Annotated in this window: 24 protein-coding genes and 1 pseudogene; 21 read left to right on the top strand and 4 right to left on the bottom strand. The window is 69.7% G+C overall.

All coding sequences use genetic code 11. The annotated features are described in order from the left end of the window. Positions 1–220: 220 nt before the first annotated feature. The 4 genes and pseudogenes from ACFDTH_RS10915 to ACFDTH_RS10900 form a co-directional block, all read right to left on the bottom strand. Positions 221–1,171 (bottom strand): annotated as a pseudogene (locus ACFDTH_RS10915) (bile acid:sodium symporter family protein); the annotation flags it as partial. A 31-nt stretch (positions 1,172–1,202) separates the two neighbouring features. Beyond that, positions 1,203–1,694 carry a DNA-deoxyinosine glycosylase gene (locus ACFDTH_RS10910; RefSeq protein ID WP_375287552.1) on the bottom strand — a complete coding sequence of 164 codons (492 nt, stop codon included), beginning with the start codon at positions 1,692–1,694 and terminating at the stop codon, positions 1,203–1,205. Further along, positions 1,691–2,083, bottom strand: coding sequence for a type II toxin-antitoxin system VapC family toxin (locus tag ACFDTH_RS10905; protein ID WP_375287551.1), 393 nt, complete (start codon positions 2,081–2,083; stop codon positions 1,691–1,693). The genes ACFDTH_RS10910 and ACFDTH_RS10905 overlap by 4 nt, the downstream gene beginning before the upstream one ends. Continuing rightward, entirely contained in the window at positions 2,080–2,349 is a 270-nt protein-coding gene (locus ACFDTH_RS10900; protein WP_375287550.1) for a type II toxin-antitoxin system VapB family antitoxin, read from the bottom strand. Before ACFDTH_RS10900 ends, ACFDTH_RS10905 begins: the two co-directional genes overlap by 4 nt. 102 nt (positions 2,350–2,451) lie before the next feature. Between ACFDTH_RS10900 and ACFDTH_RS10895 the strand changes: the two genes are divergently transcribed. The 21 genes from ACFDTH_RS10895 to ACFDTH_RS10795 all read left to right on the top strand — a co-directional run. Beyond that, positions 2,452–3,432 carry a cysteine synthase A gene (locus ACFDTH_RS10895; RefSeq protein WP_375287549.1) on the top strand — a complete coding sequence of 327 codons (981 nt, stop codon included), beginning with the start codon at positions 2,452–2,454 and terminating at the stop codon, positions 3,430–3,432. A 48-nt stretch (positions 3,433–3,480) separates the two neighbouring features. Next, positions 3,481–3,771, top strand: a complete 291-nt coding sequence (locus ACFDTH_RS10890; protein ID WP_375287548.1) for a hypothetical protein — start codon at positions 3,481–3,483, stop codon at positions 3,769–3,771. Between the two features lie 255 nt (positions 3,772–4,026). Then, complete coding sequence (locus tag ACFDTH_RS10885) at positions 4,027–4,575, top strand: division/cell wall cluster transcriptional repressor MraZ (protein WP_375287547.1); 549 nt, start codon at positions 4,027–4,029, stop codon at positions 4,573–4,575. Next, a complete protein-coding gene (rsmH, locus tag ACFDTH_RS10880; RefSeq protein WP_375287546.1) occupies positions 4,542–5,507 on the top strand; it encodes a 16S rRNA (cytosine(1402)-N(4))-methyltransferase RsmH in 966 nt (321 codons plus the stop codon). The genes ACFDTH_RS10885 and rsmH overlap by 34 nt, the downstream gene beginning before the upstream one ends. Then, positions 5,504–6,079, top strand: a complete 576-nt coding sequence (locus ACFDTH_RS10875; protein WP_375287545.1) for an ABC transporter C-terminal domain-containing protein — start codon at positions 5,504–5,506, stop codon at positions 6,077–6,079. Before rsmH ends, ACFDTH_RS10875 begins: the two co-directional genes overlap by 4 nt. Continuing rightward, the gene (locus tag ACFDTH_RS10870) at positions 6,076–7,821 is read left to right on the top strand and encodes a peptidoglycan D,D-transpeptidase FtsI family protein (RefSeq protein ID WP_375287544.1); all 1,746 of its coding nucleotides are present in this window, start codon (positions 6,076–6,078) and stop codon (positions 7,819–7,821) included. The genes ACFDTH_RS10875 and ACFDTH_RS10870 overlap by 4 nt, the downstream gene beginning before the upstream one ends. Further along, positions 7,818–9,230, top strand: a complete 1,413-nt coding sequence (locus ACFDTH_RS10865) for a UDP-N-acetylmuramoyl-L-alanyl-D-glutamate--2,6-diaminopimelate ligase (RefSeq protein WP_375287543.1) — start codon at positions 7,818–7,820, stop codon at positions 9,228–9,230. The genes ACFDTH_RS10870 and ACFDTH_RS10865 overlap by 4 nt, the downstream gene beginning before the upstream one ends. Beyond that, a complete protein-coding gene (locus ACFDTH_RS10860) occupies positions 9,227–9,358 on the top strand; it encodes a hypothetical protein (protein WP_375287542.1) in 132 nt (43 codons plus the stop codon). Before ACFDTH_RS10865 ends, ACFDTH_RS10860 begins: the two co-directional genes overlap by 4 nt. Positions 9,359–9,428: 70 nt before the next feature. Further along, positions 9,429–10,796 carry a UDP-N-acetylmuramoyl-tripeptide--D-alanyl-D-alanine ligase gene (murF, locus tag ACFDTH_RS10855; RefSeq protein WP_375287541.1) on the top strand — a complete coding sequence of 456 codons (1,368 nt, stop codon included), beginning with the start codon at positions 9,429–9,431 and terminating at the stop codon, positions 10,794–10,796. After that, positions 10,796–11,866 (top strand): phospho-N-acetylmuramoyl-pentapeptide-transferase, encoded by a 1,071-nt coding sequence (gene mraY / locus ACFDTH_RS10850; RefSeq protein ID WP_375287540.1) that lies wholly within the window; start codon positions 10,796–10,798, stop codon positions 11,864–11,866. The genes murF and mraY overlap by 1 nt, the downstream gene beginning before the upstream one ends. Then, positions 11,863–13,167 carry a UDP-N-acetylmuramoyl-L-alanine--D-glutamate ligase gene (gene murD, locus ACFDTH_RS10845; protein ID WP_375287539.1) on the top strand — a complete coding sequence of 435 codons (1,305 nt, stop codon included), beginning with the start codon at positions 11,863–11,865 and terminating at the stop codon, positions 13,165–13,167. Before mraY ends, murD begins: the two co-directional genes overlap by 4 nt. Further along, positions 13,164–14,369: a putative peptidoglycan glycosyltransferase FtsW gene (locus tag ACFDTH_RS10840; protein WP_375287538.1), complete on the top strand. Its 1,206-nt coding sequence runs from the start codon at positions 13,164–13,166 to the stop codon at positions 14,367–14,369. The genes murD and ACFDTH_RS10840 overlap by 4 nt, the downstream gene beginning before the upstream one ends. Then, complete coding sequence (gene murG / locus ACFDTH_RS10835; protein ID WP_375287537.1) at positions 14,366–15,511, top strand: undecaprenyldiphospho-muramoylpentapeptide beta-N-acetylglucosaminyltransferase; 1,146 nt, start codon at positions 14,366–14,368, stop codon at positions 15,509–15,511. The genes ACFDTH_RS10840 and murG overlap by 4 nt, the downstream gene beginning before the upstream one ends. Positions 15,512–15,650: 139 nt before the next feature. After that, positions 15,651–17,057, top strand: coding sequence for a UDP-N-acetylmuramate--L-alanine ligase (gene murC / locus ACFDTH_RS10830; protein ID WP_375287536.1), 1,407 nt, complete (start codon positions 15,651–15,653; stop codon positions 17,055–17,057). Beyond that, on the top strand, positions 17,054–17,248 hold the full coding sequence (locus ACFDTH_RS10825; RefSeq protein WP_375287535.1) for a hypothetical protein: 195 nt from the start codon (positions 17,054–17,056) through the stop codon (positions 17,246–17,248). The genes murC and ACFDTH_RS10825 overlap by 4 nt, the downstream gene beginning before the upstream one ends. A 169-nt stretch (positions 17,249–17,417) precedes the next feature. Then, on the top strand, positions 17,418–18,320 hold the full coding sequence (gene murB / locus ACFDTH_RS10820; RefSeq protein ID WP_375287553.1) for a UDP-N-acetylmuramate dehydrogenase: 903 nt from the start codon (positions 17,418–17,420) through the stop codon (positions 18,318–18,320). A gap of 157 nt (positions 18,321–18,477) precedes the next feature. Beyond that, positions 18,478–19,395, top strand: coding sequence for a D-alanine--D-alanine ligase (locus tag ACFDTH_RS10815; protein ID WP_375287534.1), 918 nt, complete (start codon positions 18,478–18,480; stop codon positions 19,393–19,395). Next, complete coding sequence (locus tag ACFDTH_RS10810; RefSeq protein WP_375287533.1) at positions 19,392–20,309, top strand: cell division protein FtsQ/DivIB; 918 nt, start codon at positions 19,392–19,394, stop codon at positions 20,307–20,309. Before ACFDTH_RS10815 ends, ACFDTH_RS10810 begins: the two co-directional genes overlap by 4 nt. A 30-nt stretch (positions 20,310–20,339) precedes the next feature. Further along, entirely contained in the window at positions 20,340–21,593 is a 1,254-nt protein-coding gene (gene ftsA / locus ACFDTH_RS10805) for a cell division protein FtsA (RefSeq protein WP_375287532.1), read from the top strand. 99 nt (positions 21,594–21,692) lie between these two features. Then, entirely contained in the window at positions 21,693–23,168 is a 1,476-nt protein-coding gene (gene ftsZ, locus ACFDTH_RS10800; RefSeq protein WP_375287531.1) for a cell division protein FtsZ, read from the top strand. Between the two features lie 194 nt (positions 23,169–23,362). Beyond that, positions 23,363–24,219: tetratricopeptide repeat protein (locus ACFDTH_RS10795; protein ID WP_375287530.1), on the top strand; the 857-nt coding region annotated here is incomplete at its 3' end.

The following is a 24,219-nucleotide window of genomic DNA, read 5'->3' as shown; positions in this document are numbered from 1 at the left end:
CACGCCCTCCTCACCATCGAGAATGATGCGTTGCGACCACCGATTGAACCCACCGGCGTGAGCAGACGCTCTGCCATATTCGGCGCCCCGGCCTTGTGCCGGGGCCCACCGTGCCGCTCGCGCAGCATTCTCGCGTCTTGCGGAACTGCCCGCCGCACCGTGGACCCCGGAACAGGTCCGGGGTGACGGTAGGGCGTTGGCCAGGTGATTGCTCGCCCAGCCGCGCGTAGCGTTGCGCGATCGTCGCGCAGGCCAGCAGCTGAAACTGGTGGAACAGCATCACCGGCAGCAGGATCGGGCCCACCGCCGCCGCCGGGAACAGCACGCCCGCGATCGGCACGCCGGAGGCGAGGCTCTTCTTGGAGCCGCAGAAGACGATCGCGATCTCGTCCTCCCGATTGAAGCCCAGCCGGCGGGCGAGGGTGCGCGACAGCCACAGCACCAGCGCCAGGATCACCAGGCAGAACACCGCCAGCACGGCCAGCTGCCACAGGGGCACCGCGCGCCACAGCCCCTCCACCACCGCCGCGCTGAACGCGGTATAGACGACCAGCAGGATCGAGCCGCGATCGACCAGGCTCACCAGCGCCTTGCGCGCGATCAGCCAGCCGAGCCACGGCCGCAGCAGATGCCCCGCTACGAAGGGCAGCAGCAGTTGCAGCGCGATCCCCTCGATCTGGTCGATCGCCACACCGCCGCCGCTTGCGCTCGCGCCCATCGTCAGCGCCACCAGCGCCGGGGTCAGCGCGATGCCGAGGAGGTTGGAGGCCGAGGCGCTGCACACCGCCGCCGGCACGTTGCCGCGTGCCATCGCGGTGAAGGCGATCGAGGATTGCACCGTGGACGGCAGCAGGCAGAGGAACAGCAGCCCCGCCGCCAGCCCCGGCACCAGCACCGGCGCGGCCAGCGCGTGCGCGGCGAGGCCGATCAGCGGGAAGATCGCGAAGGTGATCGCCAGGATCGTGAGGTGGAGCCGCCAGTGCGTCAGCCCCGCCACGATCGCCGCGCGCGACAGCTTCGCGCCATGGAGGAAGAACAGCAAGGCGATCGCCGCCACGGTCACATTGTGGGCGATCACGGCGCCGCCCCCGCGCACCGGCAGCAGCGAGGCGAGGGCGACGGTGAGGAGCAGCGCGAGGCTGAAGCGGTCGATGCGGCGCAGAAAGGTCATCGCCGCCCAATCGGACGGGTGCGCCGCAGCGTCAATCGGCGAGATGCTCGGCCAGCGCCATCCACGCGGGCTGCTTGGCGGCGAGGCCGATCGTGTGGAGCGGGCTGGAGGAGGGCAATGCGAGCAGCGCGATCGGGCGCCCCGCGAGCAAAGGCCGACCGATCGCCGCCGCCTTGCCGCCGTTGAACGCGACCGCGCGCAGATCGGGTAGCCAGTCGACCAGCCTCGGCAGGTCGTTGGCGGTCGCCTCCGCGATCGCGGCATCGCCGCTGCCGGTCCGCCGCGCGCTCGCGACCACGTCCCACAGCCCGACCCCGCGGGCGAGCAGCGCGGCGAGCCGCTGGTCATAGGGCAAAGCGGCGAGGTCCGCCCCGATCGCGCCGCCGACCAGCCGCCAGAACTGGTTCTGCGGATGCGCATAATAGCGCCGCTCGGCCAGGCTCCGCTCTCCCGGCAGGCTGCCCAACACCAGCACGCGGGTGCGCGCATCAATCACGGGCGGGAAGGAGGCCTTGCGTGTCACACCGCGCGCTTCACGTCGGTATGGATGAAGTCGTCGCCCTTGAAGAGGAGGGGTTGACCCGTGTCGATCGCCAGGGCGTAGGCGAAGCAATCGCCGATGTTTAGCTTCGCTCGGCTCTGTCCACCGCGACCGAACCGCCGATAGGCGTCGAAGCCGATCTGCGCCTGAGCGGGCGTCACGGGAACGACATCGATCATCAAGATCGACATGATCTCATTCAGCCGGACAAAGGCCTCCGGCTTGAACCTGTGTGTCAGCACCGCCGACACCTCGACCCACGTTCCGCCGGAGAGAGAACGGCTCGGAGCGCCACGAAGCGCCTCGGCGAAGCTGGCAGCTTCCGGCTCGGCGAGAAGCAGGGCGATGATCGCCGATGTGTCGACGATCACTCCGCGAACGATCCATCGGCGTTGTAGAGGGAGTTGGCGATCTCCACCGAACTCTTGTCGCGCCATTCGGGTTCGAGCAGATCGCGCGGGTTGGGGTTGATGGCTGTCAGTTCGGCAAGCAGGGCATCGGCCTTTGCGGCGGCGCGCGCCTCTTCCTCCTCGGCCAGCGCGCGCACCGTGGCCGTCAGCGAAGCACCGCGCCGCGCTGCGATGTCGCGCACCAGCGCGATCGTCTTCTGGTCCTTGATGTTGAGTTGGGTCGCCATGGTTCTACCTTCCCGGTGCAGATATATACCATCACCCCGGCTTGCTCACAACGAAGGCACGCTGCGGTTGCCGGACGCGGGCCGCCGCGCCATCTAGCCGTCATGCCAACGACCCCGGATACGCTCGCCCTGATCGGCAACACCCCGCTTGTGCGGCTCAAGGGCCCGAGCGAGGCGACGGGGTGCGAGATCTACGGCAAGTGCGAGTTCGCCAATCCCGGTGCGAGCGTGAAGGATCGCGCGGCGCTGTTCATCGTGGAGGATGCCGAGGGGAAGGGTCAGCTTGCCCCCGGCGGCACCATCGTCGAGGGCACCGCCGGGAACACAGGGATCGGACTGGCGCTGGTCGCCAATGCCAAGGGCTATCGCACCATCATCGTGATGCCCGAGACGCAGAGTCGCGAGAAGATGGACACGCTGCGCGCGCTGGGTGCCGAGCTGGTGCTGGTGCCCGCCGCGCCTTATTCCTCGCCCTGCCACTTCGTCCACCAGTCCCGCCGGATCGCCGAGGAGACGCCGGGGGCGATCTGGGCCAACCAGTTCGACAACATCGCCAACCGACGCGCGCACATCGCCGGCACCGCCGAGGAGATCTGGGCGCAGATGGACGGCCGGATCGACGGCTTCACCTGCGCGGCGGGCACCGGCGGCACGATCGCGGGGGTCGGGCTGGGGCTCAAGGCGAAGGACGAGCGGGTCACGATCGCGCTCGCCGATCCGCACGGCGCCGCGCTGTACAATTTCTACGCGCATGGCGAACTCAAGGCCGAGGGCTCGTCGGTGGCGGAGGGGATCGGGCAGGGGCGGATCACCGGCAATCTCGAAGGCGCGCCGATCGACACCCAGTTCCGCATCTCCGACCAGGAAGGGCTCGACTGGGTGGACCGGCTGCTGACCGAGGAAGGGCTGTGCCTGGGCCTGTCTTCCGGCATCAACGTCGCCGGTGCAGTCCGGCTGGCCGAAGCGCTGGGCCCAGGAAAGAGGATCGCCACCATCCTGTGCGATACCGGCTTCCGTTACCTGTCGACGCTGTACAATCCCGAATGGCTGGCCGCCAAAGGTCTCGGCCGCGCTGCCCGCTGATCCGGGGTTCGACTTTGCGGCGACGCGCCGTTACATAGCCGCGACAAGATGCGGACATCCATTTCCACAAACCATCAGGTGATGCAGCGCGTCAAGGTCGGCCTGGTCGGCCTGGCGGCGGTGATCCTGCTGATCGGCCTCGCCAGCGCGGTGTTCAGCGCGGCCAACCGCGAGCGCGCCGCCGAGGCGGCGGCAGCGTCCAAGGTCGAAGTCGCGGTGAACCCCGCCGTCGCCAACACGATCACGCCTGCCGATCCGGCCAAGGAGCCGCTTGCCGAACTCGGCGTTGCGCCCACCACCGCCGAAGCGAACGCCACCAGCCCGGAGGCGCCGCGATGAGCCTTGGGGAAAACCGGGGATCGGCGGGCGCCGAGCGGCAGATGCGGGGATCGCGCGGGCGCTCCACCACCCGCGTCCGGCGAACGGAAACGGAACGTTGGCCGCCTCCTCGAGGGAGTGGCGGCGACAAGGGGTAAAATCCCGAACTTTCCCCGGTTGTCCCCAGAAATCCCTTCACATAGCGTCGCGCTTAGGCTACCTGGATCAAGACAGGGGCAGCACCGACGCGTGCCGTGATTTCACCGTGGAACGGCGATGGCCGTTTCCCGGAACGGGGTGCTGCACGCCGAGTGCGAGGTGGGCGTGTCTGGACGGGCGACGTATCAGGGAAAGGGCATCGGGCTTGTCGACGAGAAAGGTCGCGTCGCCATCCCCAACGCCCTGCGCCATACGCTCGCCAAGAACGCGCCGCGGCCCGACGGCAAGGACGGCGGCACGGTGATCATCGCGCCGCACCCCGAGTTCCGCTGCCTGATCGCCTACGACCCCGCCTATGAGACCGAAGTGCTCGCCGACGTCGCCGAGCGCGAGAAGGAGGCGCTGGAGCGCAGCGGCAAGCGTGACTGGTCGATCGCCGCGCGGGCGAGCGCGACCGAGGCGCTGCCGTTCGACGGCAGCGGTCGCTTCGTGATGCCCGCGTTCGAGCGGCGCTATGCCCGGATCGAGGGCGCGGCCTTCTTTCATGCCAACTTCCACACCATCATGATCTGGTCCCCCAAGGTGCTGCTGGAGACCGAAGGGTTCGATCCGTTCCTGAAGGAGGCCTGCGAATGGGCCTGCGAGGAAAAGGGGATCGTCCTGTGACGGCGCCGCACATCCCCGTGCTGCTCGCCGAAGTGGTCGAGGCGCTGGCGCCGACCGCGGGCGAGACGATGGTCGACGGCACCTTCGGTGCGGGCGGCTACACGCGCGCGCTGCTGGCAACCGGCGCGAAGGTGATCGCCTTCGATCGCGATCCCGATGCGATTGCCGCCGGCCGCGCCGCCGCGGACGAGGGGCTGGCGCTGATCGAGGCCGAATTCTCGCAGATGGCGGCGCATGTATCCGAGGCGGACGGCGTGGTGCTCGATATCGGCGTCTCCTCCATGCAGCTCGACCAGGCCGAGCGGGGCTTCTCCTTCCAGCAGGACGGGCCGCTCGACATGCGCATGGCGCAGTCGGGCGAGAGCGCGGCCGATTTCGTCAACACCGCCGACGAGGCGACGATCGCCGACGTGCTTTATATCTATGGCGAGGAGCGCCAGTCGCGCCGGGTGGCGCGCGCGATCGTCGCGGCTCGGCCGATCACGCGCACGGGCGAGCTCGCCGCGGTGGTGCGGCGCGCGCTCGGTCACAAGCCGCACGACAAGAAGGACCCGGCGACCCGCACCTTTCAGGCGATCCGGATTTACGTGAACCGAGAGCTGGGCGAGCTGGCCGACGGCCTCGCCGCGGCGGAGCAGGTGCTGAAACCCGGCGGGCGGCTGGCGATCGTGACCTTCCACAGCCTGGAGGATCGCATGGTGAAGCGCTTCCTGCGCGAGCGCTCCGGCGGCGAGCCGGCGGGATCACGGCACCTGCCCGTCGCGGCGGTGGGACGTGCGCCAAGCTTCGAGATCACCGCCCGTGCCGTGCGCGCGGGCGAGGCGGAGGTGGCGGCCAATCCCCGCGCCCGCTCCGCGACATTGCGGACGGCGCGGCGCACCGCGGCGCCGGCATGGGGGCGGTACGCGTTCGAGAGTGGAGTAGGCGCATGACGGCAGCACATAGACTGAAGGGTTTGGGCTGGTTCGGCGGCGTCACCGTCGTTGCGCTGGGCCTTTATCTGGTGAGCCTGCAGGTGGCGGCGGAGCGCAAGAAGCTGGAGCAGCTGGACGCCAAGATCGCTGCCGCCGAGCGCGAGATCCGTGCGCTGGAGACCGAGTTCGACACGCGCGCCAGCTTGGCGCAGCTGGAGCGCTGGAACGGTGACACGCTGGCGCTGGTCGCCCCCACCGCGCGCCAGTTCATTCGCGACGACGCGCAGTTCGCCGCGATCAGCTTCCGCCCGGTGGCGCCGGGAAGCGGCGAGGTGCGCACCGCCGCGCTGGTGGTGCCCGCCTATGTCGCGCCGGTGCAGGCGCCCACGGTGATCCCGGCAGTGGCGCCCGCCGCTCCGGTGACGGTGAAGGCGGTTGCGGTGAAGGTCGCGTCGGCTCCCCTCACGGCGACCAAGCCGGTTGCGCGCAAGATGCAGGCGGTGGCCATGCTCGATGGCGGGCTGCTGAGCGATTCGACGCTGGGTGACCTGGTCAGCGGGGCACGCAGCGAGGCGCGGCGGCTGCGTTGACCGCTGCGGTCGCCCGTCCGATCCGCGCGCCGCAGGGCGGGGCGAAGCAGCGCGGCCAGCTGCTCGCCACGCAGCACATGCGCCTGATGGTGCTGATGCTGCTGTTCGCGGCGGCGGTGCTGGTGGTGATGCTGCGGCTGGCACAGCTGGGCATCACCGCTGCGGGCGGCGACCGCTCGCCCACCGCGGGGCATGTCGCGCGCGGCGACATCGTCGATCGCAACGGCGAGGCGCTCGCCCGCACGATCGACGCCTGGACGATCGGCGTTCACCCCCGCCGCGTGCTGGGCGACAAATTGGAGATCGCGCAGAAGCTGGCCGACCTGATGCCCGAGGTCGGCGATCAGGCGCATTTCTACTCGGCGCTCACCAAGGACGTGAACTTCACCTATCTCAATCGCCGCGCCAGCCCCGCGCTGGTGGAGGCGGTGAACGCGATCGGCGATCCCGGCATCGTCTATGCGGCCGAACCGCAGCGGCTCTACCCGCAATCGATGCTCGCCGCGCATGTGCTCGGCTACATCGGCACCGTCCGCAAGGATCCCACCGTGCACGGCCGCTCCGGCATGGAACGCGTGCTCGACGAGCGGCTGCTCGACCGCGCCACCGCGGGCACGCCGGCGCAGCTGTCGATCGACACGCGAGTGCAGGCGGCCATGGAATCGGAGCTGGGCCGCGCCACCGCGACCTTCCAGGCGCGCTCGGCCGCGGGCGTGGTGCTGGACGTGCATACCGGCGAGGTGATCGCCATGGCCTCGCTGCCGACCTTCAACCCCAACCGGGTCGGCATGTCCGGGCTGGACCAGCTGCGCAACACCACCACCCAGAGCGTCTATGAGCTCGGCTCCACCTTCAAGCCTCTGACCATGGCGGCGGCGATCGACAGCGGGCTGGTCACCGACATGACCAAGCGGTTCGACGCCACCGTGCCGCTCAAGGTCGGCGGGCACACCATCCACGATGATCGCGGCGACGAGCAGCGGCGCTGGCTCAACATTCCGGAAACGCTGATCTATTCCTCGAATATCTCCACCGCGCGGATCGCCGACGAGCTGGGCGCTGCGCGGATGCAGGGCATGTTCCGCAAGCTCGGCTTCGACACCAAGCCCGATATCGAGCTGCGCGAGAAGGGCCGGCCGCTGTGGCCGACCTACTGGGCGCGGACCACGGTGATGACCACCGCTTATGGCCACGGCATCGCCATCACCCCGCTCCAGCTCGCCAACAGCTATGCCACGCTGGTCAACGGTGGGATCTGGCGCCCGGCGACCCTGCTCAAGGTCGCGCCGGGCAAGGCGCCCGCCGGCCGGCGCGTGTTCAGCGAGGCGACCAGCGCGCGGATGCGCCAGCTGTTGCGGCTGATCGTGATGTACGGCACCGGCCGCAAGGGCGATGCGCCGGGCTATCGCGTCGGCGGGAAGACCGGCACCGCCGAGGCGGCGAGCGCGGGCGGCTATGACCGCAGCCGCAACGTCGCCACCTTCGTCGCCGCCTTCCCGATGGAGGCGCCGCGCTATGTGGTGCTGGCGATGCTCGATTCGCCGCAGGGGACCAAGGAGACCTACGGGTTCAAGACCGCTGCGTGGAACGCCGCGCCGGTGGTCGGCCGGGTGATCGCGCGCACCGGCGCGATGCTGGGGGTGGTGCCTGAGGATCGCCGCGACATCGACATTTCCGATCTCGCGCCCGCGTTGACGATGGTGATCGCCGACCGCGGCCAGGCGCCGGGGATCCCGCGGTGAGGCTGTCGCAGCTCAGCCCCGGCACGCCCGACCTGCCGGTTACCGGCTTCGCGATCGATCACCGCAAGGTCGCGCCCGGCACCGTCTTCGGCGCGTTTCAGGGCGCGGCGGTGAACGGTGAGGATTTCATCCCCGCCGCGGTCGCCGCCGGCGCGATCGCGGTGGTGGCGCGGCCGGGCGTGCGGGTCGAAGGTGCGGTGCCCATCGCCGCCGATACGCCGCGCGCCTGCTTCGCCGAGATGGCCGCGCGCTTCTTCGCGCCGTTCCCCGGAACCGCGGTGGCGGTGACCGGCACCAACGGTAAGACCTCCACCGTCGAGTTGACTCGCCAGCTGTGGCGCATGGCCGGGCACCACGCCGCCTCGATCGGCACCCTGGGCGTCACCACTGCTGAGGATCGCGTCACCACCGGGCTGACCACGCCCGACGTGGTCACCTTCCTTTCGAACGTTGCCGGCCTCGCGCGCGAAGGCGTTACACATCTCGCCTTCGAAGCCTCCAGCCACGGCCTCAGCCAGTATCGGACTGAGGGGCTGCGCGTTTCGGCGGCGGCATTCACCAATCTTGGCCGCGACCACCTCGACTATCACGGCGACATGGCGTCCTATTTCACCGCCAAGCTGCGGCTGTTCAGCGAGGTGCTCGCCGATGACGGCACCGCGGTGGTGTGGGTGGACGATCCGCATTCGGAGCGGGTGATCGATCTCGCCCGCGCGCGCCGCCAGCGGCTGATCACCGTCGGCGAGCATGGCGACACGTTGCGCATCGTCAGCCGCGCGCCCACCCTGCTGGGGCAGGGGCTGGTGATCGCCGCGGAGGGGCGCGAGCATAAGGTGACGCTGCCGCTGATCGGCGCCTATCAGGCGGCCAATGCGCTGGTCGCGGCGGGGCTGGTGATCGCGACTGGTGGCGACGTGGCGCGCACGCTGGCGGACCTGGCGCGGCTCCAGCCCGTTCGCGGCCGGCTTGAGCGGGCGGCGATCGCGCGCTCGGGCGCGCCGGTCTATGTCGATTATGCGCACACCCCCGACGCGCTGGAGGCAGCGGTCGCGGCGCTGCGCCCGCATGTGTCCGGCCGGCTGATCCTGGTGTTCGGCGCGGGCGGCGACCGGGATCAGGGCAAGCGCGAGCCAATGGGACAGGTGGCGGTGCGCGACGCCGACGTGGTGATCGTCACCGACGACAATCCGCGCAGCGAGGATCCGGCCGCGATCCGCCGCGACGTGCTGGCCGGCGCGCCCGGCGCGCGCGAGATCGGCGATCGCCGCGCCGCCATCGCCGAAGCGGTGGCGATGGCGGGGGGCGAGGACATCGTCCTGATCGCCGGCAAGGGGCATGAGCAGGGCCAGATCGTCGGCGATCTGGTGCTGCCGTTCGACGACGTTTCCGTAGCGAGGGAAGTGGCATGAAGCGGAAGATCCAGATCCCGTCCAAGCCGACGATGCGTCCGGCGGGCGAGCGCGAGCCGCGCGAACGCCGCAAGCTGGGCGTGCGCTTCGAGGTCGTCACCGGCGACGGCGTGAGCGGATTGCGGTAACCGATGTGCTCCCGCGAAGGCGGGAGCACAGTCTGGGTCCCCGCCTTCGCGGGGGCACAAGGGAAGTAGCGTGACACCTTTGTGGACCTCCGACGAGATCGCCCGCGCCACCGGCGGCAGCGCTTCCGCGCGGTTCGTCGCGACCGGCGCGACGTTCGACTCGCGCGAGGTGACCGCGGGCGACCTGTTCATCGCGCTCTCGGGTGAAGCGACCGACGGCCACCGCTTTCTGGACGGCGCCTTCGCGCGTGGTGCGGCGGGAGCGCTGGTGTCCGTCGACACCAACGGCCCACACGTCCGCGTCGCCGACACCTTCGCCGCGCTGGAAGACCTCGCCCGCGCCGCCCGCGCGCGGACAGATGCGCGGGTGATCGGCGTCACCGGCTCGGTGGGCAAGACCTCTACCAAGGAGGCGCTGTTCGCCTGCCTCGACCGCGCCGCCCCGGGGGAGGCGCATCGTTCGGTCAAGAGCTACAACAACCACACCGGCGTCCCGCTCAGCCTCGCGCGCATGCCGGCGACGACGCGTTATGCGGTGCTGGAGATGGGGATGAACCATCCCGGCGAGCTCGCCCACCTGACCACCCTCGTCCGCCCGGATGTCGCGATGGTCACCGCCATCGCCCCCGCGCATACCGAATTCTTCCCTGACGAAAGCGCGATCGCCGACGCCAAGGGCGAGATCTTCCAGGGGCTGGAGCCCGGCGGCCTCGCCATCGTGCCGTTCGACAGCCCACACCGCGACCGGCTGATCGCCGCGGCAAGGCCTTACGCGGGCAGCATCGTGACCTTCGGCACCGATCGCGGCGCCGATGTCCGCCCGCTGGAGACGATGCGCACCGCGAGCGGCGGCACCTTCGTCACCGCGCGGGTCGGCGCGCGCGAGCTGTCCTTCACCGTCGCGCAGCCCGGCGCGCACTGGGTGTCCAACGCGCTGGCGGTGCTGGCGGCGGTGGACGCGGTGGGCGCCGATCTCGCGCAGGCCGGCCTTGCGCTGGCGGAGCTCGGCGGCCTTGCCGGGCGCGGCGCGCGCTTCATGGCCAAGGTCGGCAGCGGCGAGGCGCTGGTGATCGACGAGGCGTATAACGCCAATCCCGCCTCGATGCGCGCTACCCTGGCGGTGCTCGCCGAGGAGCCGGGCCGCCACGTCGCAATCCTCGGCGAGATGCGCGAGCTGGGCGCCGCCTCCGCCGACTATCATGCTGCCTTGGCCCAGCCGATCCTCGCCGCCCGCGTCGAACGGGCGCTGCTGGTCGGCGAAGCGATGGCGCCGCTTGCCACCGCGCTTGAGGGCTGCGTCGAATTCGTCCATGTGGCCGACGCCGCGGCGGCGCTCGACCAGCTCGACATGGTCGCGCCGGGCGATGCGGTGCTCGTCAAGGGTTCGAACGGGGTGGGGCTGTCGCGTGTCGTGGCGCAGCTCGCGGGGGTGTCATAGTGCTGTACTGGATCGCCGAGCAGCTCGGTTTCCCGGGGATCGTCAACCTCTTCCGCTACCAGACGGTGCGGACGGGCGGCGCGATCGCGACCGCGCTGCTGATCGGCCTCCTCATCGGCCCGCGCTTCATCGGCTGGCTGCGCGTGCGTCAGGGCAAGGGGCAGCCGATCCGCACCGACGGGCCGCAGACCCATCTCGCCAAGCGCGGCACGCCCACCATGGGCGGGCTGATGATCCTCACCGCGCTGGGCCTCAGCGTGCTGTTGTGGATGGACGTGCGCAACCCGTTCATCTGGGCGGGGCTGTTCGTCACGCTCGGCTTCGGCGCGATCGGCTTCCTCGACGATTACGACAAGGTACGGAAGGCGAGCGTCGCGGGCATCAGCGGGCGGACCCGGCTCGCGCTGGAGTTCCTGATCGCCGGCATCGCCGCCGCGATCATCATGCAGGAGAACGGCACCCACCTGTACCTGCCGTTCACCAACCGCATGTACATCGACCTCGGCTATTTCTTCCCGGTCTTCGCCGCCTTCACCATCGTCGCCTTCGGCAATGCTGTGAACCTGACCGACGGGCTCGACGGCCTCGCCACCATGCCGGTGATCATCGCGGCGCTGGCGTTCACCGTGATCGTCTACCTGGCCGGCAACGTGAAGTTCGCCGACTATCTCGGCATCCCGCATGTCGCGCGCGCGGGCGAGCTGGCGATCTTCACCGGCGCGATGATCGGCGCGGGTCTCGCCTTCTTGTGGTACAATGCGCCGCCCGCGGCGGTGTTCATGGGCGACACCGGCAGCCTTGCGCTGGGCGGCGCGCTGGGCACGATTGCGGTTGTGGCGCACCACGAGATCGTGCTGGGGATCATCGGCGGCCTGTTCGTGGTGGAGGCGCTCTCCGTCATCATCCAGGTGTTCTTCTACAAGCGCACCGGCAAGCGCGTGTTCCGCATGGCGCCGATCCACCACCATTTCGAACAGCTCGGCTGGAGCGAGCCGACCGTGGTGATCCGCTTCTGGATCATCGCTTTCGTGCTGGCGCTGGCTGGCCTGAGCACGTTGAAGCTGCGGTGATCACGAGCCGCGCCTGGGCGGGGAAGCGCTACGCGGTGCTGGGGCTGGCACGCTCAGGCGCGGCGACGCTGCGCGCGTTGCTGGCGGCGGGGGCGGAAGTGCTCGCGCACGACGACGATTGGGAGACGGTCAAACAGATCCGCGATCGCAAGTTGGAGGGTACGCAGCTCTTCATCGACGATTTCACCGATTGGCTCGAGTTCGAGCTCGACGGGCTGGTGTTGTCGCCGGGTGTTCCGCTCAACCGCCTGCCGCTGGCGGAGGTCGCCCGCGAGATGAATGTCCCCATCATCGGTGACATTGAGCTGTTCGCGCTGGCGCGCGCGGAGCTGCCGCCGCACAAGGTGGTCGGCATCACCGGCACCAACGGGAAGTCCACCACCACCGCGCTGGTCACCCACATCCTCCAGACCGCGGGCATTCCCGCGCTGATGGGCGGCAACATCGGCCTGCCGATCCTGGCGCAGGAGCCTTTGCCTGAAGGCGGCGTCTATGTGTTGGAGCTGTCGAGCTACCAGATCGACCTGACCCAGACGCTCGATTGCGACGTGGCGGTGCTGCTCAACCTCACGCCCGATCACCTCGACCGCTACGATGGTTTCGAGGCCTATGCCGCCAGCAAGGCGCGGCTGTTCGCGATGCAGTCGCCTGCGCACGAGGCGATCATCGGCATCGGCGACACGCCTTCCGCGCTGATCGCCCGCGATCTCTCCGCCCGGGCTGAGCATCTCACCAAGATCGCGCCGGGCGTGTGCATGGACCAGTCGCGCTGGCCCGCGCTCCAGGGCCCGCACAATGCGCAGAACGCGCTCGCCGCCATCGCGGTCGCCAAGGCGCTGGGCGTCGGCGAGGCCGATATCGACCGCGGGCTGGAGACTTTCGCCGGCCTGCCGCACCGGATGGAGCGCGTCGCGACGCTCGGCGGCGTCGCCTGGTACGACGACAGCAAGGCGACCAATCCCGAGAGCACCGCTCCCGCGCTCGCCGCCTTTCCGCGCATCCACTGGATTCTCGGCGGGCGCGCCAAGGGCGACGATCTCGACGCCTGCCTGCCGCATCTGCCGCATGTTGTGCGCGCCTACACGATTGGCGAGGCCGGCCGGCGCTTCGCCGAGGTGCTGCGACCGCACGTGCCGGTCGCCGAGGCGGAGACGCTCGACCGCGCCGTCGCCATCGCCGCGCGCGAGGCGCAGCGTGGCGAAGTGGTGCTGCTCTCGCCCGCCGCGGCGAGCTTCGACCAGTTCCGCGACTACGAGGACAGGGGGCGCGCCTTCCGCGCCGCGGTGGAGGCACTTGCGTGAGCGACAAGGGTCTTAAGGCAAAGCTGAAGGGCAGGGGCGGGCGGGTCGATCGCTCGCCGCTCGGCACCTGGTTCTGGGATACCGACCGGGTGCTGCTGCTGCTCACCCTGGTGCTGATCGCGATCGGGCTGCTCGCAGTCGCTGCGGCGAGCCCGGCCACCGCGACCCGCTATTCGGGCGAGCATCACCGTCTGCAACCGCTGCACTATTTCTGGCGGCAGGCGATGTGGGTGGGTGTGTCGCTGCCGGTGCTGTTCGGCGTGTCGATGCTGCCCGTCACCTGGGCGCGGCGAGGATCGCTCGCGCTAGCAGGCGTTCTGGTACTGCTGCTCGCGCTCGTCCCCTTCATCGGCGTCGAGGTGAACGGCGCACGCCGCTGGCTCGGCGTCGGCATCTCGCAATTCCAGCCGTCGGAGTTCCTCAAGCCGCTGTTCGTGGTGACGGTGGCCTGGCTGCTCTCGCTGCGAACCAAGGATCCGGAGCTGCCGGTGGTGGCGATCACCGGCGGGTTGACCGGCTTGATCGCGGTGATGCTGATGATGCAGCCCGATTTCGGCCAGACGGTGATCTTCTGCCTGATCTGGCTGGCGCTGATCGTGTTGGCGGGTACGCCGATGCGCGTCATCGCCGGTTTCTTGGCGCTGGCGCCCGCGGGGCTGATCGCTGCCTACCTCTTCTACGGCACCGCGCGCGCGCGCATCGACGCCTTCCTGTTCCCCGGCGCCGAGGACAACACGCTGGATACCTTCCAGACCGATGCCGCGCACCGCACGCTCACCGCGGGCGGCTGGACCGGCACCGGCCCCGGCGGCGGCCGCGCCAAGTTCGGCCTGCCCGAGGCGCATACCGATTACATCTTCTCGGTGATCGGCGAGGAGTTCGGGCTGATCGCCTGTGCGATCATCGCTTTGGTCTTCCTCGCCATCGTGGTGCGCGTGTTCGTGAAGCTGCTGGACGAGCAGGATCCGTTCAAGCTGCTCGCCGCCTCCGGCCTGGCGGTGCAGTTCGGCGCGCAGGCGATGGTGTCGATGGCGGTCAACACTGGCTTGGCACCGTCGAAGGGCATGACGCTGCCGTTCATCAGCTATGGCGGCTCGTCGATGATCGCGCTGTCGATCGGGATGGGGTTGCTGCTGACCTTCACCCGGCGCAATCCGTTCCTGATGCGTAGTCCCTATGTTACCCGCTGGGGTGCCGCATGACGCGGCCCCGCCACTTCGTCCTCGCCGCCGGCGGCACCGGCGGCCACATGGTCCCCGCCGCGGCGCTGGCGACAGAGCTGGCCCGGCGCGGCCACCGCGTGGCGCTGGTCAGCGACGCGCGCGGCGTCCGCTTCCCGGGCCTGTTCGAGGGCGTGCAGACCCACGTCCTGCCTGCCGGCCGGTTCGCCGGCGGCCCGATCGGCTGGGCCAAGGCCGCGCGCGAGATGTGGCGCGGCCGGGCGATGGCGCGCGAGCTGTACCGGACCTTCAAGCCCGCGGCGGTGATCGGCTTCGGCGGCTACCCGGCGTTCCCCGCACTGTCCGCCGCCTTCGCCGAGAAGATCCCCACCGCGGTGCATGAGCAGAATGCGGTGCTCGGCCGAGTCAATCGCTTGGTCGCCGGGCGGGTGGACGCGATCGCGACCTCCTATGAGGCGACCGAACGACTCAAGCCCGCGCACGTGGCCAAGGTGCGCGTCATCGGCAATCCGGTGCGCGACAGCGTGCTGGCCTTGCGAGCGAAGCCCTATCCGCTGCTGGAGGAGGACAGCATCTTCCGCGTGCTGGTCACCGGCGGGTCGCAGGGGGCGAGCGTGCTCAGCAAGGTGGTACCCGACGGGCTTGCCTTGCTGCCGGTCGCCTTCCGCCGCCGCCTCCAGGTGACGCACCAGGCGCGGATCGAGGACATTGACGCCGCCCGCGCCAAATATGCCGAGCTGGAGATCGCCGCCGATCTCGCCACCTATCTGCCTGACCTGCCCGAGCATCTCGGCTGGGCGCATGTGGTGATCGCGCGCGCCGGTGCCTCCACCCTTGCCGAACTCACTGCTGCGGGCCGGCCCGCTATCCTCGTGCCGCTGCCATCGGCGACCGACGACCATCAGACCGCCAATGCCCGCGAGATGGTGCAGGCGGGCGGCGCGCGCTGCATCGCGCAAACGCAGTTCACCCCCAACGAACTCGCCAAGCAGATGCAGAAGCTGGGCCTCGATCCCGCCGCGCTCGAGAATGCCGCCGGTCGCGCCCGGGCGTGCGGCCGGCCCGATGCCGCCCGCGACCTCGCCGATCTGGTCGAAAGCCTCGACGCGCCGCGCTCGGCACTGCCGGTGGGTGCGGCGCAGCCGAAGCAGGCCTTCGCATGACCAGACTTCTTCCTGTCCTCCCCTGCAAGGGGAGGTGGCAGCGCGTAGCACTGACGGAGGGGTATCTCCCTCTCGATGGCGCGATACCCCTCCGTCAGGCTGTGCCTGACACCTCCCTTTGCAGGGGAGGAATGGGCAGATGACCGGCGTCCCGCTGGAGATCGGCACGATCCACTTCGTCGGCATCGGCGGCATCGGCATGTCCGGCATTGCCGAGGTGATGAAGAACCTCGGCTATCAGGTGCAGGGTTCGGATGTCGCCGAGGGCTATGTGGTCGAGGGATTGCGCGCCAAGGGCATCACCGTCGCGATCGGCCATTCCGCCGACAATTTGGGCGAGGCGGCCGTTGTCGTCACCTCCACCGCGATCAAGCGCGGCAACCCGGAGGTCGAGGCGGCGCTGGAGCGGCGCATCCCCGTCGTCCGCCGCGCGGAAATGCTGGCCGAGCTGATGCGCCTCAAGTCCACCGTCGCGGTGGCGGGCACGCACGGCAAGACAACGACGACCTCGATGATCGCCGCGCTGCTCGACGCTGGCGGGGTCGACCCCACCGTGATCAACGGCGGCATCATCAACAGCTACGGCAGCAACGCGCGGCTGGGTGCCAGCGACTGGATGGTGGTTGAAGCCGACGAGAGCGACGGCAGCTTCCTGCGGCTCGACGGCACGATCGCGGTGGTGACCAACATCGATCCCGAACATCTCGACCATTACGGCAGCTTCGAGAAGGTGAAGGACGCCTTCGTCCAGTTCGTCGAGAACGTGCCCTTCTACGGCGCGGCCTTGCTGTGCCTCGATCATCCCGAGGTGCAGAACATCCTGCCGCGGGTGCGCGACCGGCGCGTTGTGACCTACGGCTTCTCCGCCCAGGCGGATGTGCGCGGGGTGAACGTGACGCCGTTCCCCGGCGGAAACCGGTTCGAGACGATCGTCCGCCATCGCGACGGCACCACCCGCTCGATCGAGGACATTGAGCTGCCGATGCCCGGCCGCCACAATGTGCAGAACGCGCTCGCCGCGATCGGCGTGGCGCTGGAGATGGGCATCGACGACGTCACCATCCAGCGCGGGTTCCAGCGCTTCGGCGGGGTGAAGCGGCGCTTCACCAAGGTTGGCGAGGTTTCCGGAGCGACGATCATCGACGATTACGGTCACCACCCGGTGGAGATCCGCGCGGTGCTTTCCGCCGCCCGCGAGAGCGCGCAGGGCAGGGTGATCGCGGTGGTCCAGCCGCATCGCTATTCGCGGCTTGGCGACCTGATGGAGGACTTTCAGACCGCGTTTAACGACGCCGACCAGGTGTTCGTCACCCCCGTCTACGCCGCGGGCGAGGCGCCGGTGGAGGGTGTCGATGCCGAGGCGCTCGTCGAGGGGCTGAAGCGCCGCGGCCACCGCCTCGCCGCCACCGTGCCGAGCGCCGATGCGCTCGCCGCGGCGCTGGCGGGCAGTTTGCGGGACGGCGACCAGGTGATCTGCCTGGGCGCGGGCGACATAACCAAATGGGCGGCGGGCCTCGCCGACGCGATCCGGGAGAAGCAGGCATGACCGACTTCTTCTCCACCGCCGTCGCCATGCAGAAGGAAATCCTGCGCGCCCAGCAGGCGCAGCTCGATGCCGCGCAGGCGATGCTCGATGCGGGCGCGCAGGGCGTGGCCATGCAGGACGCCGGCCGCAAGGCGATCGAGGCGAACGCCCGCGCGTGGAAGGCCTGGGCGGGCTTGTGGGGATGGAAGTGATTCAGCCTCCTCACGCTAAGCCCCTCCCCTTCAGGGGAGGGGTTGGGGGTGGGGGCGTGTCTCACCGAGACCGCTCGCCTGCCGAACCGCCCCACCTCAACCCCTCCCCTGAAGGGGAGGGCCTATGAGCGCGATCACCGAAGTGAGCCCGGGAACGTTCGAGGTCCGCATGGCAGCCGGAAGCTTCACCATTGCCGAGCCGCAAGGTCGTGCAAGCGCGAACGCGCCGCTGTCGCCGCTGACCTGGTTCAAAACGGGTGGGCCAGCAGAACTGCTCTATGAGCCAGCCTCCGCAGACGCGCTCGTCGCCTTCATGCGTAATCTTCCATCTTCGGTGCCGGTGATGGCGCTCGGCCTCGGCTCCAACCTCATCGTCCGCGATGGCGGCGTGCCCGGCGTCGTCGTCCGCCTCGGCAAACCGTTTGCCAAGGTCGAGCAGGTGGACGGGACCACGCTGCGCTGCGGCGGCGGCGCCTCGGGCATCCTCGTCTCCTCCACTGCCCGCGACGCCGGCATCGCGGGCCTCGAGTTTCTCCGCTCGATCCCCGGCACGGTCGGCGGCTTCGTGCGGATGAACGGCGGAGCTTATGGCCGCGAGACCGCGGACGTGCTGGTCGAGGCGGAGGTGGTGCTCCGCTCGGGCGAGCGGCGGACACTGTCGGGGGCGCAGCTTGGCTACACCTATCGTCACTCCGAGCTGCCCGAGGGCGCGGTGGTGGTGAGCGCCACCTTCCGTGGCACCCCCGGCGAATCCGCTGCGATCCAGGCCGAGATGGACCGCATCGCCGCCGCGCGCGAGGCGTCGCAGCCGCTGCGCAGCAAGACCGGCGGTTCGACCTTCAAGAACCCGCCGGGCGAGAAGGCGTGGGAATTGGTCGACCGCGCCGGCTGCCGCGGCCGCCGGCGGGGCGACGCGCAGGTCAGCGAGAAGCACACCAACTTCCTGCTCAACCTGGGCAGCGCCACCAGCGCCGACATTGAAGCGCTCGGCGAAGAGGTGCGGGCACAGGTGCGGGAGAAGATGGGCGTGACGCTCGAATGGGAAATCCAGCGGGTGGGGGTGATGAAGTGAGAACCCGAGCAAGCACTCCTCCTCCCCTGCAAGGGGAGGTGGCAGGCCGCAGGCCTGACGGAGGGGTGTCGCGGGTCGTGATGCCGCGCTTCCTCTCAGCCCGGGATGCCCCTCCGTCGCGCTGCGCGCGCCACCTCCCCTTGCAGGGGAGGATCATATGAGCCTCCACGTCGCCGTTCTCATGGGCGGCTGGTCCGCCGAACGGGAGGTGTCGCTGATGTCCGGCGCGGGAGTCGCCGAGGCGCTGGAGTCGCTCGGCCACCGCGTCACCCGCATCGACATGGACCGCGACGTCGCCGCGCGCCTCGTCGCGGCGAAGCCGAACATTGTGTTCAACGCGCTCCACGGCACGCCCGGCGAGGATGGCAGCATCCAGGGGCTGATGGACATCCTGGGCCTACGCTACACCCACTCCGGCCTCACCACCTCGGTGATCGCGATCGACAAGATGCTGACCAAGCAGGCCCTCGTGCCGCACGGCATCCCGATGCCCGGGGGGCGGATCGTCAAGTCCGCCGAGCTGTTCGAGCGCGACCCGCTGCCGCGGCCCTATGTGCTGAAGCCCGTCAACGAGGGCTCGTCGGTCGGCGTCGCCATCGTCACCGACGAGGGTAATTACGGCAATCCGATCGGCCGCGACGTGCGCGGGCCGTGGCAGGAATTCGACGAGTTGCTCGCCGAGCCGTACGTGCGCGGGCGCGAACTTACGACAGCGGTGCTCGGCACTCGCGCGCTCGGCGTCACCGAGCTGCGGCCCAAGTCGGGCTGGTACGACTACGATTCCAAATACACTGACGGCATGACCGAGCATCTGTTCCCGGCGCCGATTCCCGACGAGGTCGCCGAAGCCTGCAAGGCGATCGCGCTGGAGGCGCACCGGCTGCTCGGCTGCAACGGATGCAGCCGCGCCGATTTCCGCTGGGACGACGAGCGCGGCGTCGACGGGCTGTTCCTGCTGGAGGTCAACACTCAGCCCGGCATGACCCCGCTCAGCCTGGTGCCCGAACAGGCGCGCGGCACCGGCATGACCTACGAGCAACTGGTCGGGGCGATCCTGGAGGAGGCGCTGCAATGAGCCGGACGATCAAGCGCGGGCCGCCGCCGCGGCGGCCGGTGGTGAAGAAGAAGCAGCAGAAACAGTCGCTCGGCGATCGCCTGCTCGCGCGCGTGCCGGTCAGCCAGGAAACGCTGCAGAAGGCGGCGACCTGGTCGATCCTGGGTATGGTCGGCGCCGCCGCGATCGGTGGGGCGTTGTGGGCGGGTGTGCCGGCGATGGCCGCGACCGCGGCGGCCGAGGGCGTCGGCCGCGCCGGCTTCCGCGTCGAGCAGATCGAAATCACCGGGCTGAAGCGCATGGACCGGATGAGCGTCTATGCGGTGGCGCTCGACCAGCAAAGCCGCGCGCTGCCCTTGGTCGACCTGGCCGAGGTGCGCGCCAAGCTTCTCCGCTACGGCTGGATCGCCGACGCGCACGTTTCGCGCCGCTATCCCGATACTTTGCTGGTCGACGTGGTCGAGCGCGAGCCGGCGGCGGTGTGGCAGGACCAGGGCCAGCTGAGCCTGATCGACAAGGCCGGCGTGCTGCTGGAGCCGGTGGACCCCGCGCGCATGCCCGATCTGCCATTGGTGATCGGCCCCGGTGCGCATCGGCAGGAGGCGAGCTATCAGCGCCTGATGGCGGCAGCGCCGTCCTTGCGCGGCAAGGTGAAGGCCGCGGCCTGGGTCGGCAACCGGCGCTGGGACATCACCTTCGAGAGCGGCGAGACGCTGGCGCTGCCGCAGGAGAATGCCGCGGCGGCGTTGATGAAGTTCGCGGAGATGGAGCGCGACCGCGCGCTGCTCGGCAAGGGCTGGTTGCGCTTTGACCTGCGCGATCCGACCCGGCTGGTCGCGCGCAAACCGGGCGCCGACGCGCGCACCGTCCCCGACAAGGACGCGGCGAGCACCGCGCCGGCGCGGATTGAGACCGCGCAGGCGGACATCGTTTGAAGCACACATGCTGAAGGTGGGGAACAGGGCATGGCAAAGGCGGCACCGGAAGGACTGATCACCGCGCTCGACATCGGCACCTCCAAGGTGTCGGCGATGATCGCGCACAAGGGCGACGGCGGCGAGCTGATTGTGCTGGGCACCGGCCAGCGCGAGTCGCGCGGCATCAAGCGCGGCTATATCGCCGACATGACCGCCACCGAGGTGGCGGTGCGCGAGGCGGTGGAGCAGGCGGAGCGGATCGCCGGCTTCAACATCGAGAACGTCTGGGCGGGCTTTTCCGCGGGCGGCCTGATCTCGGACGAGGCCTTCATCGAGGTCGAGCTGGGCGGCCACCGGATCGAGCAGGGCGATATCGACGCGTTGCTCGCCGAAGGTCGCAGCGCGATCGACCCTCAGGGCCGCATGGTCCTCCACGCGCAGCCCGCGCTCTACACGCTCGACGGGCTGACCGGGGTCAAGAAGCCGCTCGGCCTCCATGCCGACCGCCTCGGCGTCCACATCCACGTTATCGCCGCCGACGGCTCCCCGGTCCGCAACCTCGACCTGTGCGTCCGCTCGGCCCATCTGGAGGTGAAGTCGATCATCGCCGCGCCGATCGCCACCGGCTACGCCTGCCTCAGCGACGAGGAGCGCGACCTGGGCGTCGCCCTGGTGGAGATCGGCGCGGGGATCACCAACGTGTCGCTGTTCGCGGGCGAGATGCTCGTTGGCCTCAAGTCCATCCCGTTCGGCGCGGCGGACATCACCGATGACATCGCCAGCGCCTTCGGCACCACCCGCGGCCAGGCCGAGCGGATGAAGTGCTTTCATGGCTCCGCCAACGCCAGCCCGCGCGACAATCACGAGATGATCACCATCCGCGCCGCCGACGAGGACATGGATGCGACTCAGATCACCAAGGCGGCGCTGATCGGCGTGATCCGCCAGCGGCTGGAGCATCTGATGAAGGAGGTGCAGGCCGCGCTGACCGAGCTCAAGTTCGAGGGGCCCGTCGGCCGGCAGGTGGTGCTGACCGGCGGCGGCGCCGAGCTGAAGGGCATCGCCGATTATGCGCAACAGCTGCTCGGCCGCTCGGTGCGGATCGGCCGACCGCGCGGGCTGACCGGTCTGCCCGACGCGCATGCCGGCCCCGGCTTCGCCACGCTGGCGGGCCTGGCCTTCTTCGCCGCCAACGATCCGATCGACTTACGCGGCCTGACGCCGCAGACGCAGGCGGTGCATCGCCCGCGTGGTTTCAAGGCGCTGCGCCGACTGATCGACGCGGCAAAGGCCAATTATTGAGGCCATTTCGGGCTGGCACCCGGACCCGTGTTGTTGCACAACAGTTAATCTACGGGATGGCACCGGCGGGCCATTCCGATGTTTCAAGGATTAGCGCGAATGAGCATCGAGTTCCTGGCACCCGAAGTGGACGAGCTGACCCCGCGTATCGCGGTGATCGGCGTCGGCGGGGCGGGCGGCAACGCCATCGGCAACATGATGCGCGCCGACGTTCAGGGTGTCGACTTTCTGGTCGCCAACACCGATGCGCAGGCACTGAAGCAGTCGGTGGCGCCGCAGAAGATCCAGCTCGGCTCCAAGATCACGCAGGGCCTGGGCGCGGGCGCCCGCCCCGAGATCGGCCGCGCCGCCGCCGAGGAGACGATCGACCAGCTGTCGAAGTTGCTCGAAGGCAGCCACATGTGCTTCATCGCCGCCGGCATGGGCGGCGGCACCGGCACCGGCGCCGCCCCGGTGATCGCCAAGGCCGCGCGCGACATGGGTATCCTCACCGTCGGCGTGGTCACCAAGCCCTTTGCCTTCGAGGGCAAGCGCCGTGGCCAGGCCGCCGAGCAGGGCATCGAGGAACTCCAGAAGTTCGTCGACACGCTGATCGTGATCCCGAACCAGAACCTATTCCTGATCGCCAACGCCAACACCACGTTCAAGCAGGCCTTCGAGATGGCCGACGAGGTGCTGCAACAGGGCGTGCGCGGCATCACCGACCTGATGGTGATGCCCGGTCTCATCAACCTCGATTTCGCCGACGTTCGCTCGGTGATGCAGGAGATGGGCAAGGCGATGATGGGCACCGGCGAGGCGGACGGCGACGATCGTGCTCTGGTGGCAGCGCAAAAGGCGATCGCCAATCCGCTGCTCGACGGCGTCTCCATGCAGGGCGCCAAGGGCGTGATCATCTCCATTACCGGCGGCGAGGACATGCGCCTGCTGGAGGTGGACGAGGCGGCGAACCACATCCGCGAATTGGTCGATCCCGATGCCAACATCATCTGGGGCTCGGCGTTCAACCCGGACCTTGAGGGCCGTATTCGCGTGTCGGTGGTCGCCACCGGTATCGAGGCGCAGCCGCGCACCGAGGCGCAGGCCGCGGTCGAGCCGCAGCGCAGCGGCTATACCTTCACGCCGCCGCGCAAGATCGAGGCGTCTGCCGCTGCGCCTGCGAGCACCGTCCAGGCCCCGCCGGCGGCGCCCGTGGCTCCCGCCGAGCCCGAGCCGGTCGAGCCGGTGCGGCAGGCGGCGGAAGCACCCGCCGCCGAGCCGGAGGCGGATGAGGACGAACTGGTCCTGGGCGCAGATACAATGATCCCGGCGCCCGCACCCGCGGCGCCAGCGGACGAGCCGCGCGTGTTCGAGGACCGGCCGAGCCAACCCGCGACCGAGGGCACCGGGCGGCGCCGGCTGATCAGCCCGGGCAGCGAGGAAGACCTTCCGCCGGCGCCCCGCGTCAAGCTGGGCGGCACCTTGTTCGAGCGGATGCAGAACGCCACCCGTGGTGCGCAGCGCCAGGAGGACGAGCCGCCCGCCAAGGATTCGCTCGACATCCCGCGCTTTCTCCACCGCCAGAACAACCAGTGATCCCGTAGGCCCGCCCATCGCCGGCGGGCCCCGGCTCATCGCTTGCATCGCGCCCCATCCATTGCCGGTTCAGTTCCCATCGGGCTTAACGATGATCGTTGACTCAGCGGACGCATGCGCGCGCCGCATCTAGGATCGTGGTTCCGGTGACTTCCGCATTGGCTGGCCTCCTGAGGTCCACCGCCTTGCTGGCGATGCTGACGCCGTCTGTGTTCGGCGGGCCGGCCGCGGCGCAGGCACCGGGGCCGGCGCCCGTTCAGACCACGCCCGTGCCGACGCCCGATGCGGACCAGCTCGCCGCCGCGATGCGCCGGGTCGGCGAGAACCCGCGCGACGTCCAGGCCTTGCTCACCGCGGGCGAGCTGTCGCTGCGGCTTGGCGATGCCGGCGGTGCGGCGTCGCTGTTCAAGCGCGCGGAAGCGATCGAGCCGATGAACGGCCGCGTCCGGGCGGGGATGGCCCGCATTCTGGTGACGCAGGAGAGGCCCGGCGAGGCATTGCGCTATTTCGACCAGGCGATCGGATTCGGTCTCGATCCGCGCACCTTTGCGGGCGACCGGGGGCTGGCCTATGACCTGATCGGCGAGCAGGAGAGGGCACAGCGCGACTATAGGCTCGCCCTCAAGTCCGAGGACAGCGACGAGGTCCGCCGCCGCTATGCGCTGTCGCTCGGCATCTCCGGCCGGCGCGAGCAGGCGCTGGCGCAGATCGAGACGCTGGTCCGCCGCAACGATCGGGGCGCGTGGCGTGCACGCGCGTTCATCCTGGCGATGACCGGCGATGTGCCCGGCGCCAATGCAATCGCGACCGGCATGATGCCGCCCAACATGGCACAGGGTATGGCGCCGTTCTTCGCCCGGCTTGCCGCCATCCCCGCGACCGATCGCGCCTTCGCCGTACACTTCGGCGAGGTGCGGCCGACGCCCGAGCGGCTCGCCGATGCGCGGCTGATCCCGGCGTTGCCGCCGCTCGGCCCCGATCCCGACGCCCGGGTGGCCGTGGCACAGGCGCCGGCCGCTCCCATTGTTGAGGAGTCGAGCCGCGACCGCCG

It is taken from the genome of Sphingomonas sp. (assembly GCF_042096255.1).
GTDB lineage: Bacteria > Pseudomonadota > Alphaproteobacteria > Sphingomonadales > Sphingomonadaceae > Sphingomonas.
Note: the sequence above shows the minus strand (reverse complement) of the source record. Positions and strands in the feature narration are given on the sequence as shown.

Excerpts from the sequence above, each read along its gene's own strand:
- ACFDTH_RS10900 (WP_375287550.1), bottom strand. The coding sequence starts at position 2,349 with ATGGCGACCCAACTCAACATCAAGGACCAGAAGACGATCGCGCTGGTG.
- ACFDTH_RS10895 (WP_375287549.1), top strand. The coding sequence starts at position 2,452 with ATGCCAACGACCCCGGATACGCTCGCCCTGATCGGCAACACCCCGCTT.
- ACFDTH_RS10890 (WP_375287548.1), top strand. The coding sequence starts at position 3,481 with ATGCGGACATCCATTTCCACAAACCATCAGGTGATGCAGCGCGTCAAG.
- ACFDTH_RS10885 (WP_375287547.1), top strand. The coding sequence starts at position 4,027 with ATGGCCGTTTCCCGGAACGGGGTGCTGCACGCCGAGTGCGAGGTGGGC.
- rsmH (WP_375287546.1), top strand. The coding sequence starts at position 4,542 with ATGGGCCTGCGAGGAAAAGGGGATCGTCCTGTGACGGCGCCGCACATC.
- ACFDTH_RS10875 (WP_375287545.1), top strand. The coding sequence starts at position 5,504 with ATGACGGCAGCACATAGACTGAAGGGTTTGGGCTGGTTCGGCGGCGTC.
- ACFDTH_RS10860 (WP_375287542.1), top strand. The coding sequence starts at position 9,227 with ATGAAGCGGAAGATCCAGATCCCGTCCAAGCCGACGATGCGTCCGGCG.
- murG (WP_375287537.1), top strand. The coding sequence starts at position 14,366 with ATGACGCGGCCCCGCCACTTCGTCCTCGCCGCCGGCGGCACCGGCGGC.
- murC (WP_375287536.1), top strand. The coding sequence starts at position 15,651 with ATGACCGGCGTCCCGCTGGAGATCGGCACGATCCACTTCGTCGGCATC.
- ACFDTH_RS10825 (WP_375287535.1), top strand. The coding sequence starts at position 17,054 with ATGACCGACTTCTTCTCCACCGCCGTCGCCATGCAGAAGGAAATCCTG.
- murB (WP_375287553.1), top strand. The coding sequence starts at position 17,418 with ATGGCAGCCGGAAGCTTCACCATTGCCGAGCCGCAAGGTCGTGCAAGC.
- ACFDTH_RS10815 (WP_375287534.1), top strand. The coding sequence starts at position 18,478 with ATGAGCCTCCACGTCGCCGTTCTCATGGGCGGCTGGTCCGCCGAACGG.
- ACFDTH_RS10810 (WP_375287533.1), top strand. The coding sequence starts at position 19,392 with ATGAGCCGGACGATCAAGCGCGGGCCGCCGCCGCGGCGGCCGGTGGTG.
- ftsA (WP_375287532.1), top strand. The coding sequence starts at position 20,340 with ATGGCAAAGGCGGCACCGGAAGGACTGATCACCGCGCTCGACATCGGC.
- ftsZ (WP_375287531.1), top strand. The coding sequence starts at position 21,693 with ATGAGCATCGAGTTCCTGGCACCCGAAGTGGACGAGCTGACCCCGCGT.